Annotated in this window: 10 protein-coding genes; 4 read left to right on the forward strand and 6 right to left on the reverse strand. The window is 60.5% G+C overall.

All coding sequences use genetic code 11. The annotated features are described in order from the left end of the window. Position 1: 1 nt before the first annotated feature. The 3 genes from R5M92_RS12200 to R5M92_RS12210 all read left to right on the forward strand — a co-directional run bounded on the left by R5M92_RS12200 (position 2) and on the right by R5M92_RS12210 (position 6464). On the forward strand, positions 2 to 1798 hold the full coding sequence (locus R5M92_RS12200; RefSeq protein ID WP_346796217.1) for a sodium:solute symporter family protein: 1797 nt from the start codon (positions 2 to 4) through the stop codon (positions 1796 to 1798). A gap of 97 nt (positions 1799 to 1895) precedes the next feature. After that, positions 1896 to 2408: a hypothetical protein gene (locus R5M92_RS12205; RefSeq protein ID WP_346796218.1), complete on the forward strand. Its 513-nt coding sequence runs from the start codon at positions 1896 to 1898 to the stop codon at positions 2406 to 2408. Positions 2409 to 2510: 102 nt separating this feature from the next. Then, positions 2511 to 6464, forward strand: a complete 3954-nt coding sequence (locus tag R5M92_RS12210; protein ID WP_346796219.1) for a NahK/ErcS family hybrid sensor histidine kinase/response regulator — start codon at positions 2511 to 2513, stop codon at positions 6462 to 6464. 63 nt (positions 6465 to 6527) lie between these two features. Here R5M92_RS12210 and R5M92_RS12215 read toward each other — a convergent pair whose 3' ends face one another. The 3 genes from R5M92_RS12215 to R5M92_RS12225 form a co-directional block, all read right to left on the reverse strand. After that, positions 6528 to 7190, reverse strand: a complete 663-nt coding sequence (locus R5M92_RS12215) for a response regulator transcription factor (protein ID WP_346796220.1) — start codon at positions 7188 to 7190, stop codon at positions 6528 to 6530. Between the two features lie 223 nt (positions 7191 to 7413). Next, positions 7414 to 9363 (reverse strand): acetate--CoA ligase, encoded by a 1950-nt coding sequence (gene acs / locus R5M92_RS12220; RefSeq protein WP_346796221.1) that lies wholly within the window; start codon positions 9361 to 9363, stop codon positions 7414 to 7416. A 182-nt stretch (positions 9364 to 9545) separates the two neighbouring features. After that, positions 9546 to 10100 (reverse strand): SprT-like domain-containing protein, encoded by a 555-nt coding sequence (locus tag R5M92_RS12225; RefSeq protein ID WP_346796222.1) that lies wholly within the window; start codon positions 10098 to 10100, stop codon positions 9546 to 9548. A 43-nt stretch (positions 10101 to 10143) separates the two neighbouring features. On the opposite strand from R5M92_RS12225, the gene R5M92_RS12230 reads away from it, so the two are divergent. Beyond that, positions 10144 to 10803, forward strand: a complete 660-nt coding sequence (locus R5M92_RS12230; protein WP_346796223.1) for a YecA family protein — start codon at positions 10144 to 10146, stop codon at positions 10801 to 10803. Here R5M92_RS12230 and R5M92_RS12235 read toward each other — a convergent pair. Genes R5M92_RS12235 through tsaB form a run of 3 tightly spaced genes read right to left on the reverse strand, consistent with a single transcriptional unit; the run spans position 10800 to position 13347 of the window. Then, positions 10800 to 11921 carry a phospholipase D-like domain-containing protein gene (locus R5M92_RS12235; RefSeq protein WP_346796224.1) on the reverse strand — a complete coding sequence of 374 codons (1122 nt, stop codon included), beginning with the start codon at positions 11919 to 11921 and terminating at the stop codon, positions 10800 to 10802. The genes R5M92_RS12230 and R5M92_RS12235 overlap by 4 nt on opposite strands. Positions 11922 to 11953: 32 nt before the next feature. Next, a complete protein-coding gene (locus R5M92_RS12240; RefSeq protein ID WP_346796225.1) occupies positions 11954 to 12664 on the reverse strand; it encodes a class I SAM-dependent methyltransferase in 711 nt (236 codons plus the stop codon). Then, on the reverse strand, positions 12649 to 13347 hold the full coding sequence (gene tsaB, locus R5M92_RS12245; RefSeq protein ID WP_346796226.1) for a tRNA (adenosine(37)-N6)-threonylcarbamoyltransferase complex dimerization subunit type 1 TsaB: 699 nt from the start codon (positions 13345 to 13347) through the stop codon (positions 12649 to 12651). The genes R5M92_RS12240 and tsaB overlap by 16 nt, the downstream gene beginning before the upstream one ends. Positions 13348 to 13476 lie beyond the last annotated feature (129 nt).

The following is a 13476-nucleotide window of genomic DNA, read 5'->3' on the forward strand; positions in this document are numbered from 1 at the left end:
CATGAGCCAATTTGCAATCAACATTCTTTTCGTCGGGGCATCCTTTGCCTTGTACATAGGTATCGCGATCTGGGCCCGTGCCGGGTCGACGAAGGACTTCTATGTCGCCGGTGGCGGCGTTCACCCAATCACCAACGGCATGGCGACCGCCGCCGACTGGATGTCAGCCGCTTCCTTCATATCCATGGCGGGCCTGCTGGCTTCCGGCGGTTATGCCAACTCGACATTCCTCATGGGTTGGACGGGCGGCTACGTCATCCTCGCCATGTTGCTGGCCCCCTACCTGCGCAAGTTCGGCAAGTTCACGGTGCCCGACTTCATCGGTGACCGCTTCTACAGCAATACCGCTCGCCTTGTAGCCATCATCTGCTTGATCGTGGCCTCGGTGACTTACGTCATCGGCCAGATGACCGGTGCCGGCGTTGCCTTCTCGCGCTTTCTGGAAGTCAGCAATACCTGGGGTATCTGGCTCGCGGCGTTGATCGTCTTCCTCTACGCCGTATTCGGTGGCATGAAAGGCATTACCTACACCCAGGTGGCCCAGTACGTCGTGCTGATCATCGCCTACACCATCCCGGCCATCTTCATCGCCATGCAGCTGACCGGCAACCCGATCCCCATGTTCGGCATGTTCAGCACTCACACCGAGTCCGGCGTACCGCTGCTGGAGAAACTGGATTCCGTGGTCAATGCCCTGGGCTTCCGGGATTACACCGCCGATGTCGACAACAAGCTCAACATGGTGCTGTTCACCCTGTCCTTGATGGTCGGTACCGCCGGCCTGCCTCACGTCATCATCCGTTTCTTCACCGTTCCCAAGGTTGCTGACGCGCGCTGGTCGGCAGGTTGGGCATTGGTGTTCATCGCCCTGCTCTACCTCACCGCACCGGCGGTCGGCTCCATGGCACGTCTGAACCTGATGACCACCATCTACCCGGAAATGGCTGGAGACGTAGAGGATTACTCAGAAGCGGCACAAGAGCCAATTCTTTACGCAGACCGTCCGGACTGGATCAGAACCTGGGAAGAGACCGGCCTGATCACCTTCAACGACCTGAACGACGATGGCCGCATCCAGTTGTACAACGCCGGTAGCGAAGACTTCGCCCCCATCGCCGCGGAGAATGGCTGGGAAGGTAACGAACTGGACGTCAACAATGACATCCTGGTACTCGCCAACCCCGAGATTGCCAACCTGCCGGGCTGGGTCATCGGCTTGATCGCCGCCGGGGGTATCGCCGCGGCACTGTCTACCGCCGCCGGGCTGTTGCTGGCCATTTCCTCGGCCATCAGTCACGACTTGATCAAGACCATGATCAATCCGAAGATCTCGGAAAAAGGCGAAATGCTGGCAGCCAGGATCTCCATGGCGGGCGCGATTCTGCTGGCAACCTACCTGGGCTTGAACCCACCAGGGTTTGCCGCACAGACGGTAGCCCTTGCCTTCGGTATCGCCGGTGCCTCGCTGTTCCCGGCCTTGATGATGGGTATCTTCTCCAAGCGGATGAACAATGTCGGCGCGGTGGCCGGTATGCTGTCCGGTCTCATCGCCACCTTGTTGTACATCTTCACCTACCTGGGCTGGTTCTTCATCCCCGAAACCAACATGCTGGCCAACACGCCGGATAACTGGATCTTCGGAATTTCGCCGCTGTCCTTCGGTGCGGTGGGTGCGATCATCAACTTCGCGGTTGCCTTCACGGTCTCCAGCGTCACCCAGGCACCGCCGCAGGAAATCCAGGACCTGGTGGAAAGCGTTCGCTATCCAAAAGGTGCTGGTGGTGCGGTTGCCCACTAAGCGATAATGGTTTCCTGACGCGGCAGTGCTGCGTGATGAATCCCAACGAAATCGGGCTTCCCCAGGGAAGCCCGATTGCTTTAACAAAGGTTGAACTATGATCTGGCACCTGATTGCAGCCATATTCTCGGGCCTGGCGGCCGCCGGTATCGCGCTACTACTGCGAACCCTAAGCGGCAAGCGCCTGCCTCGCTGGGTAATTCCCGTTTTTGCCGCACTCGGCATGCTGGGTTACCAGATTCACTTCGAGTACTCCTGGTTCACCTACAAGCAGCAGCAACTTCCCGAAACCACCGAAATCGTTTCCACTGAACAAGGCAGTGCCCTGTGGCGCCCCTGGACCTATGCCTTCCCCATGACCATCGCCTTTGAAGTGGTCGACCAGGAAAACATGAAGGTCACCCGTTCGGATAGCGAAGAGGTGATCGAGTTCATTCTCTACCATTTCGAGAAACAGTACATGGACCGAGTGACGCACCAGACCTACCTCATGAACTGCCAGACTCAGGAGATGATTCCCCTGGACGAGGAATCTCGCCAGCCACGCATGTCACGCCTGCGTCAGCTCGACACGAATTCCCCCCTCTACCAGGCAGTCTGCGCCGCCTGACGAATCAACAAGCGGCCGGCAACCTGGCGCCGATGCTCAAGGCTGCCCTGGCGATACGATTGCCGTAGAATCGTGGCTTTCCCACTGTGACAGGAGAGAGGCATGTTCCACGGCTGGTTGCTGGTGGCCATTTCGCTGCTCTACATTGCCGTGCTGTTCACCATTGCCTGGCATGGTGATCGCCGCGCTCGCATGCAAGGGGCCAGTCGGCGACGGCCGCTCATCTACAGCCTGGCACTCGCCATCTACTGCACGTCATGGACATTCTATGGTGCCGTGGGGCAGGCAGCGACGGCGGGCTGGTCGTTTGCCAGTATCTTCGTCGGACCTATTCTGACGTTCCTGCTATTCTGGCCGGTACTGGCCAAGATGATCCGCGTGGCCAAGCATCAGAACGTCACTTCGATCGCCGATTTCATTGCTTCGCGCTATGGCAAGACGCAATCATTGGCCGCCTTTGCCAGTATGGTCGCCCTGATCGGCACCCTGCCCTATATCGCCCTGCAGCTGAAAGCGGTTTCTACCTCCTTCAGCGTGCTGACCGATGCGAGAGACATCACCCACACGCCCCTGTTCGGCGATACCGCCTTCTATGTCGCTATCGTCATGGCCGCGTTCGCTATTCTGTTCGGCACCCGCCATACCGACGCCACCGAACATCACGAAGGGTTGATTCACGCCGTGGCGTTCGAGTCGCTGGTCAAGCTACTCGCCTTTCTGCTCCTGGGCGCCTATGTCACCTGGGGCATGTTCGACGGCCTCGGCGAGCTGATGGGCCATGCCGAACAGCAGCTGGAGCTGCAACGTCAGCTCGCTACCCAGGATTTCGGCCAGAGCTTCTGGGCCCAGACACTACTCGCCATGCTGGCGATTCTGTGCCTGCCGCGACAGTTCCATGTCGCGGTCGTGGAGAACACTCATCAGGATGACGCTTCGAAAGCGCGCTGGCTGTTTCCGCTGTATCTCATCGCCGTGGCTTTTTTCGTCGTTCCGCTGGCCGCCGCCGGGCTGATCCTGTTCTCCGAAAGCGGGGTCGAGGCGGACACCTATGTCCTGGCCCTGTCGATGGCATCCGGACATGAGTGGCTGACGCTGCTGACCTTCATCGGCGGCTTTTCCGCCGCTACCGGCATGGTCATCGTGGCGGCGGTCGCGGTATCGATCATGATCTCCAATGAAATCGTCATCCCCGCCCTGTTTCGCTTGCGCTGGTTCGACACCAAGGCGCGCGACTACGGGCGCATGGTATTGCGTGCCCGTCGGCTTACTATCATTGCCGTACTCGCCATGGCGTACGGCTTCTATCACCTGATTGGCGAATTTACCTCCCTGGCCTCGATCGGCATGTTGTCGTTCGCTGCAGCGGCCCAGTTCGCGCCGGCCCTGATCGGCGGCCTCTACTGGAAACGTGGCAACCGGCTGGGGGTCATCGTGGGCATGAACGCAGGCTTTGCCATCTGGGCCTATAGCCTGCTGCTGCCCGCCATGATCGGCGCCGGTGTATTGCCCGTCGCCTGGCTGGATGGAGGACCGCTAGGGGTCACATGGCTATCGCCCACCGCCCTGTTCGGCCTCAATCTGGGCGACAGTTTTACTCACGGCGTGATGCTGTCGCTCGGGGTCAATCTGTTCTGTTACATCTTCGTATCGCAGGTGACGTCTCAGCGGGTGGTGGAGCGCATCCAGGCCTCGCTGTTCGTCGATAGTGTCGAAACGCGCCAGACCTCGGTCAACCGGCCCTGGACTGGCGCCACCACCGTGGGAGACCTGAAAGTCCTTTGCGAACGCTTTCTGGGAGCCGACCAGGTCGAGCGCGCCTTCGCCGACTACGCCAGGCGCAGCGCCAAGACCCTGGAAAACAGCACTCGAGCCTCGATCGACATCATCCAGTTCACCGAACGCTTTCTGGCGTCGGTACTCGGCGCATCGTCGGCGCGGATCGTGGTCAACTCGGCCCTGCAGGGTCGCGGTATCGGCATTTCGGATGTGATCTCGATCGTCGACGAAGCCTCCCAAGTTCTCGAGTTCAACCGTGCTCTACTCCAGGCCACCATCGAGAACATCAACCAGGGCATCAGCGTGGTCGATCAGAACCTGCGCCTGGTGGTCTGGAATCAGCGCTATCTGGAACTGTTCCGCTTTCCCGATCACCTGATCCGGGTCGGCGCCCCCATCGACCGCATCTTCCGCTATAACGCCCACAACGGCGAATACGGCCCCGGCGACCCCGAAGAGCACGTGCAGTTGCTGCTGGACAACATTCGCGACGGCCAACCCCACCGTTATGTGCGTTACCGCCAGGATGGCAGCGTGCTCGAGGTACAGGGAAACCCCATGCCCGGCGGCGGGTTTGTCTATACCTATCAGGACATCACCCAGCAGAAGCGCATCGAGGAAGCCTTGATCCGCTCGGAAAACAACATCCGCATCTATACCGACAATGTGCCGGCGCTGATCGCCTACTTCGACAAGGAGTGTCGCTACCTGTTTACCAACCGGGCCTATGAGCAGGCATTCGGCATCGACCGCAACGCCGTGATCGGCAAGCGCTTCGAGCAAGTGCTTCCCGCCCATAGAGCACAGGAGCGTGCGCCCTGGGTAGCGCGCGCCTTGAGAGGCGAACGCGTCAGCTTTGAAGTCTCGCTCCAGCTCGATGACGTGATGCGCTACATGCTGGTGACCTATACGCCCCATTTCGGCGATAGCGAGGCCATTCTCGGCTTTTTCGCCCTGTATCAGGACATTACCGAGCGACGCCAGGCAGAGATCGCCCTCAAGGAAACTAACGAGACCCTGGAGGAACGGGTTCGCGAGCGAACCCAGGCGCTTTCCGAAGCCAATGCCGCCCTGCGCCAGGAAAATCGGGTGCGCGCCGAAGCCGAACAAGCCCTGCGTCAGGCCAAGCAACTGGCCGAAGATGCCAACGCCTCCAAGACCCGCTTCCTGGCGGCGGCGAGCCACGACCTGCTGCAGCCGTTGAATGCCGCCCGACTTTTCACTTCAGCCCTGCTGCAGAACGACATGGCAGAGGATACCCAGCGGACCATCGGTCATATCGACAACTCCTTGCAAGCCGCGGAAGAGCTATTGAGCACGCTGCTGGACATTTCCAAGCTCGATGCCGGCGCCCTCACCCCCCGGCGCAGCCACTTCGCCCTGGCCGATATCTTGCTGCCGCTGCGGGCGGAATTCGACGTCATGGCCGAAAACCGCGGCCTGGACCTGTCGGTGGTTCCTACCCGGCTCTGGGTGGACAGCGATCCGCAAATGCTGCGCCGCATCGTGCAGAATTTCCTGGCCAACGCCATTCGCTACACCCAGGAGGGGCAGGTGCTGCTAGGATGCCGCCGCCATGGGGATCGTCTCTCGATCGAGGTCTGGGATAGCGGGCCCGGCATACCAGAGTCCAAACTTTCCGAGATATTTCAGGAGTTCCGTCGCCTGGACCAGGCTTCACGCCACAAGGAGAGCGAAAAAGGTCTGGGGCTCGGTCTTTCCATTGCCGATCGCATGAGCCGTGTGCTGGATCATCCCATCAAGGTCCGCTCGTGGGTGGACGTGGGAACCATGTTCTCCGTTACGGTACCCATCGTTGCCGCGGGGGAAGCCAAGGCCGAATCCTTCGACGCCTCGTCGCGACGCAGCGGCAACAAGTTGGCGGGCACGCGCATCGTATGTATCGATAACGAAACCCTGATTCTCGAAGGGATGAGCGCCATGCTGTCGGGATGGGGATGCGAGGTCTTCACCGCTACCAGCATCGGCGGCGCCAAGTCGATCCTGCGCAATCTGGATGGCGACCCCGATGCCATACTCGCCGATTACCACCTGGATAACGAAGTCACTGGATTGATGGCGCTCGAGGCGTTAAGCGAAAGGGTTGCAGGCGCGGTGCCGGGTATCGTGATTACCGCCGACCGCACCGAGGCCGTGGCGGAGGAGGTCAAGCGCAGTGGCTATCAGTTACTGCTCAAGCCGGTTCGTCCCGCGGCGCTGAGAGCGCTGCTCACCCGTACGCTGCAAGCCAGCCGAGCGGGACAGCAGGAGCAGGAGTAAAAACCGAACAAGAGCGATAAGAGCCAAGGTGGTGGATGCCATGCAACATCCACCTTGTGGCGGTCAGGATTCAACCTTGGGCGGGTCGACCTCAAGCTTCTGGGCCGCAATCACGGCTTGGGTGCGCGAATGAACTCCCAGCTTGCGCAGGATAGCGGTCACGTGCGCCTTGATGGTGGCTTCCGAGACGCTCAGTTCATAGGCGATCTGCTTGTTGAGCAGGCCTTCGGTCAGCATGTTCAAGACCCGGAATTGCTGCGGGGTGAGAGAGGCGATCGCTTCAGCGAAACGTGTCTCCTCTTCGCTGCTGTCTTGCAGCACATTGGCCAGCGCTTCGGGCAGCCAAACCTCACCCTGCAATATCTCGCCCACGGCTTCGGCGATCAATTGCAGCGACGAGGACTTGGGAATGAAACCCGATGCGCCATAGTCGATGGCACGCCGTACCACATAGGGCTCGTCGCTTCCGGATACCACCGCCACGGGGATATCGGGCATCTGTCCACGCAGCTGGATCAATCCGGAAAATCCGTGCGCGCCGGGCATGTGCAGGTCCAGCAGGATCAGGTCGGCGTCGGGATGGCGATTGACCACTTCGTTGGTTGCTTCCATCGTGTCGGCTTCCACTATCTCCGCCTGTGGGGCCAACTGGCGCAGCGCTTGTGTAAGCGCCGCGCGGAACAGCGGATGATCGTCAGCGACGATGAATTTATGGGCAAAGGCCATGGATTTTCCTCCGGTTCCTTAAGCAGCGGGAGCTTGGCCTGCCGCCGCAACGCTAGGCTCATACGGTTGATGCATGTTACCCCATGGGCTTAACGATGCCCAACCGTCATGCACAGAATGTTACGACTTTAAAACTGACCATTAAAATTGACCATTAAAACAACGATGCCGACCCAGAAGGTCGGCATCGAGGCAGTCGTAGCATTGCAGGCGGCAAAAAGCCTTATTGGTTGGCGCGGTGCTCGATGAGATCATCGACCACGCTGGGGTCCGCCAATGTGCTGGTGTCGCCCAGGCCGTCGCATTCGTTGGCGGCGATCTTGCGCAGGATACGGCGCATGATCTTGCCGGAACGCGTCTTGGGCAGCCCCGGCGCCCACTGGATGATATCCGGCGAGGCGATCGGCCCGATATCCTTGCGCACCCATTGAGTCAACTCCTTCTTCAGCTCATCGGTTGGCTCGGCAGTATCGTTGAGAGTGACATAGATGTAGATCCCCTGGCCCTTGATGTCGTGGGGGAAACCCACCACGGCAGCTTCGGCCACGGCCTCGTGGGCCACCAGCGATGATTCGATCTCGGCGGTACCCATGCGGTGCCCGGAAACATTGAGCACGTCGTCGACGCGACCGGTGATCCAGTAGTAGCCGTCCTCGTCACGACGACAGCCGTCACCGGTAAAGTACATGCCCTGGTAGGTCGAGAAGTAGGTCTGCACGAAGCGGTCGTGATCGCCCCAGATCGAGCGCGCCTGACCCGGCCAGGAGTCCAGAATCACCAGGTTGCCTTCGGTGGCGCCTTGCAGCTCGTTACCTTCGCTGTCGACCAGTGCCGGCACCACGCCGAAGAACGGCTGGGTTGCTGAACCCGGCTTGAGATCCGTGGCGCCGGGAAGCGGTGCAATCATGATGCCGCCGGTCTCGGTTTGCCACCAGGTATCGACGATAGGACATTTCTCGTTGCCGATCACGCGATAGAACCATTCCCAGGCTTCCGGGTTGATCGGCTCGCCGACCGAGCCCAGCAGGCGCAGGCTGGCCCGTGAGCTGCTCTGCATGACATCGTCGCCGTGGGCCATCAGGGCACGTACGGCAGTCGGCGCGGTATAGAGGATCGAGACATTGTGCTTGTCGACGATCTCGCCCATGCGGCCATGAGTCGGATAGCTCGGCACGCCTTCGAACATCAGCGTGGTGGCGCCATTGGCCAACGGCCCGTAGATGATGTAACTGTGTCCGGTCACCCAGCCGACATCCGCAGTACACCAGTAGACCTCGCCATCCTGGTAGTCGAATACGTACTGGTGAGTCAGGGCGGCATAGGTGAGATAACCGCCGGTAGTGTGTTTGAGGCCTTTCGGCGCCCCGGTGGAACCGGAGGTATAGAGAATGAACAGCGGGTCTTCGGCGTTCATCTCTTCAGCGGGGCACTCGGTGGACTGCTTCTCCACTACATCCGAGTACCAGACGTCGCGCCCGTCGTTCCACTCGATATCGCCGCCGGTACGCTTGACCACCAGCACCTTCTCGCATACATCGGTGCCATCGCGGGTCAGTGCCGCATCGACGTTATCCTTGAGCGGCACGTGCTTGCCGCCGCGGACCGATTCATCAGCGGTAATCACCAGCTTGGAAGCGGCACCGATCACCCGCTGAGCCACGGCGTCCGGCGAGAAGCCGCCGAACACCACCGAATGCACGGCACCGATGCGGGCGCATGCCAGCATGGCGACGGCCGCTTCGGGAATCATCGGCATGTACAGGGTAACGACATCGCCCTTGCCGATGCCCAGCTCCTTGAGTGCATTGGCCAGCTGGCAAGTTCTGGCGTGCAGCTCACGGTACGTGATCGTCTTCGATTCGTTGGGGTCGTCGCCTTCCCAGATGATCGCCGGCTGGTCGCCGCGGGTCTCTAGGTGGCGATCGAGACAGTTGGCGCTGGCGTTCAGGGTGCCGTCCTCGAACCAGCGAATATCCACATTGTGGGCGTCGAACTTGGTGTTCTTGATTTTCGTCGGTGTCTTGAACCAATCCAGACGTTTGGCCTGTTCCGCCCAGAAGCCTTCCGGGTCATCCACCGACTGTTGGTACATGGCCTGGTATTTTTCTTTATCGGCCCAGGCGTTGGCAGCGAAATCCTCGCGCACTGGATAAACGTTCTGCTGTTCGCTCATGAAATTGCCTCTAGTCCGTGGGAATGAATCCGTGGAATACACTCTTTAGGGGGGATATTGCCGGCCAGGTTGTTGTTAGCTGTACCGACGCCATTTATCACGCCCAGCATAAACCTCCCGTGCCGAGCTTCCCTTTAGACATTGGTAGCAAGTTTTTTTGTTTAAAAAACAAAGCCCTGCAGCTAAATATCAGCTTCCCTATAGACATGATAGACCAAGGTCTGAGCGCAATCACGGCAGCGGTAGCGCCTCCCTTTCAATACTAGGCCATGACGTCTGGAGGTAAAGCCGTGTTCCTGGCAGCCACAACGATAGCGATAGGGAGTGGGGCGCGCACGTCGTGTATCGAAGCGATGAGTGACTTGGGCCGCCAGCCCGAACAGCTCGCGCATCACCGTCTGCCATTCCCGGCCATGGGGTTTCAAGCGGGTACCATCCTGCAGATGGAACACCAGCCAGTGCGCCATTTCATGAGGAACCACTTCCACCATGAAGGCATCGCGATTTTCCTCCAGCAGGCTCGGGTTGAAGCGCAGCCCGCCGCGGCCGAGATGGGCCTGGCCGGCCGAGCCACCACGCAAGTCGAACCAGACACCGGGACGCGGCAGCTGCGGATGAACCTCCCGGCACAGCGCCCATGCCGCTTCCACACGGGCTTCCACCGCCTGGAACAGCTGCGCTCTATCCAGTGCGGCTAATGCCGTGGAGTCGGGAGAAGGCAATACAGGTTTCGTCATGATGCTAAACTACGCTTTTGATCCACGTGATTGTGAGGCTAGCATGGCAGACCGTCCCGCCGCCGAAGCGGAAACCAACCTACCCCAACCGCTACTGGACGACGCTCAGTTGGAACGCCTGGATGAGTTTCTCGACTCCGACCAGGTCGACGACGATGCTCTGGACATGATCTCGGCCCACGGGTTTCTAGTGGCTTTGGCCGTCGCCCCTGGCGAACTCGACCCCACCACTTGGCTCGCGGAGCTTTTTCAAGGTGAGCCCCGCTTCAGCGACCCGACTCAACGCGACGATATTTTGGGATTGCTCGTCTTGCTGCGCGACAATGCCATTGCCGTACTGGAACAAGGCGGACTGCCGGAACTGCCGTTTGACCTGAGTCTCGAGGGACTGACGCCGGAGGAGACGCCGATCGGTGACTGGTGCGCCGGGTTCATGGAAGCGGTATTTCTCGATGAAGCCGCCTGGTTCGCAGAGGATGAGGAAGCCACCGCCACCCTGTTGCTGCCCTTCATGCTGCTATCGGGCCTATTCGACGATGAACCGGACATGACCGAGCTTGCCGGCGACACACAGCGCGTGGAGACCTTCGTCGCCCAGCTACCCGAGCTGGTACTGGATCTCTATCTGCACTATCGCGTTCCCCCCGAAACGCCCAAGCCCAAACCGCGCAGGAAGACGCCGGCCAAGGGCCGGAGGAGCTAGCGCAAGCGCGACAGCGCACTATCCAGGGTGCCGAAAACCCACTCCTTGGCTCGTTGCCATAGTGGACGCCGGGCCCAGACAGCAGCGTCCACTTCACGGCTGGTAGCGAAATTGGCCTCGAACAGCTCGCTTACTTCACGTGCAAAGCGCGGATCATCCACCTCCTGGTTGGCTTCCAGATTCCAATGCAGGTTCCAATGATCGAAATTGCATGATCCCAAGCTCACCCAATCGTCCACCAGCACGAACTTGGCATGGATGAAACTGGGTTGAAATTCGAAGATTCTTACGCCGGCCTTGAGCATGCGCTGATAATACCGCTGGCCGGCATGGCGCACGCTAGGGTGATCGCTTTTGTCGCCGGGCAGCAATAGCCGCACATCCACTCCCCGACGCGCCGCCTTGACCAGACGACGGCGCAACTGGAACGTCGGCACGAAATAAGGCGTACACAACCATAGGCGCTCGCGTGCGGCACCCACCCGCTGGTAAAGCGAATGACGGATTGCCTGGTAGCGGTAGCCTTGCCCCGAGATGACTCGTCCGCGCATGCCGCTTTCGCCATGTTCGGGCCAGACAGCGGCTGGCAGCGAATGGACCAGTTGCGCAGCCGCCTGGCCTCGGGTCATACGTGAGTCCCACAGTTCGCTGAACAGGCGTATCCAATCCTGCACCACCGGCCCTTCAATACGTACGGCAATTTCGTACCAGTCGTTGAGGAACTCATCCACCGCGCCGAATCCGCCGGTGAAGGCGACCTTGCCATCGACCACCACGATCTTGCGATGATCCCGGCTCAGGTTACGCGCCAATGAGTGGAAACCGATAGGGTTGAAAAAACGCACCGCCACCCGACTCTGCTCGAGCCGCTGGCGATCGGCACTGGAAAGTCCCATGGCACCGTAGCCATCCAGCAACAGCAATACCGTGACATCGCGCTGGGCGGCCGCTATCAAGGCATCGCACAGCTGGGTTGCCAGAACGCCGGACTCCATCAGGTAGAGCTCGACCAGCACGTACGTCTGTGCTTCGTCCACCGCCTTGAAGATAGCGGGCAGAAAGCGCGATGCCTGGGGCAGCATCGTGAAAGTGTTGTCGTCTCGCCAAGTGGCTCGCATGCCTTCTCCTGCGGTTCTTCTCATCAACCGCCTCAGTCGGAACGAGCCAGTGAGCGGTGTACATACAAATCGTAACGGCTGGTCTTGCCTTCCACACAATGATGAGGAGCCGGCCCCTCGATAGGAGGCGCCTTGCGCGGGCGCTTTACCACCACACGATGGGTTGCGACCTGCAGCGCGGCGTCCAGCAGCAGAGGGGCATCATTGTCCTCGCCCGCCAGTTCACGGAAGATTCGCATCTCTTTCTTGACCAGTGCCGACTTCTCCCGGTGGGGAAACATGGGATCGAGATGCACCACCTGCGGCGGGAAATCCGCCTGTTTCACGAGATCCTCGAGTTGCTGTGCGGCATCGCCCTCGAGCAAGCGCATGCGGGCGATGATAGCCGCCGCCTCGATATCCTGAGCACCGCGTTCCAGGCCATCCCGCAACAAGGCCGCAATGGCCGGCACACGCTCGATCAGCAGTACCTCGGCGCCCAGGCTTGCCAGCACGAAGGCATCGCGACCCAATCCTGCTGTGGCATCCACCACATGCGGTGTGACTCCTCTGGCCAGACCGCAGGCCTTGGCCACCAACTGGCCACGCCCTCCCCCGAACTGGCGACGATGCGCCACCTTGCCGCTGGTGAAATCCACCCTGAGCGGCTTGCCGTAGCGCGCCTCGTCCCCCGCCAGCACCAGACCGCCCGGTTGGCGTACCAGCGCCAGGCCGGGAGCCGGCGTCATTAGGATTTTTTCCATGCCACATCGTTGCGCAGGTAGACGGGCTGGACCTCATGGGCCTCACGCCCCAACCCGGCGTCCAGGTCGCGAGCCGCCAGCAACAGCATGTCGTCGGCGCTGGCTTCCAGGGAAGTGACAAGTTGCCCGACTCCAGCCTGTACCGTCACCGGCATCTGCTCCCATAGCGCCCAGCCCGAGCCGACCCCGACCCATTCGGTCTCTTGATCAGGCAAGACAAAGTGCTGCGGCGCGATAACCGCCTCTGCTTGCAGGCAGGTCACTCCCCCTGCGTTGCAGTGCCAAGCCGCGGCATAGATCTCATTCATGCGCGCATCGAGGGCCGTGATCAGATAGCGAAAGTGATGGCGGCGGTGCGCTCCCAAGGCCAACGCCTCGAGCGTCGAGATTCCCAGCAATGGGCGGTCCAGCCCGAAAGCCAGCCCCTGGGCGGCGCCAGCGGCAATGCGCAAGCCGGTGAACGACCCCGGCCCCCGGCCATAGGCCACGGCATCGAGTTCCCCCGAGGCCACGCCCGCTTCGGCCAGCACTTCTTCAACCATCGGCATCAGACGACGAGTATGGGCGCGCGGGGTGAGTTCAAAGCGGCTGAAGCACTCATCCTCGCGACCGGGTTCGCGCCGCAGCAACGCAACCGAACAGGCGCTGGATGAGGCATCGAGCGCAAGCAGTAATGTGGACATGACGTAGAGTCACCGAACAAAATGAACCGCTAGTATACGTGGCCTGGGCCGACACGACGATGGCCCGCTTGAATGAAGCGAGCCATCGTCTGGAGGAGACTACCGCCTTACTGCAGGAGGTACTGCCTC

Origin of the sequence: Halomonas sp. Bachu 37, from assembly GCF_039691755.1 — a bacterium.
GTDB lineage: Bacteria > Pseudomonadota > Gammaproteobacteria > Pseudomonadales > Halomonadaceae > Vreelandella > Vreelandella kashgarensis.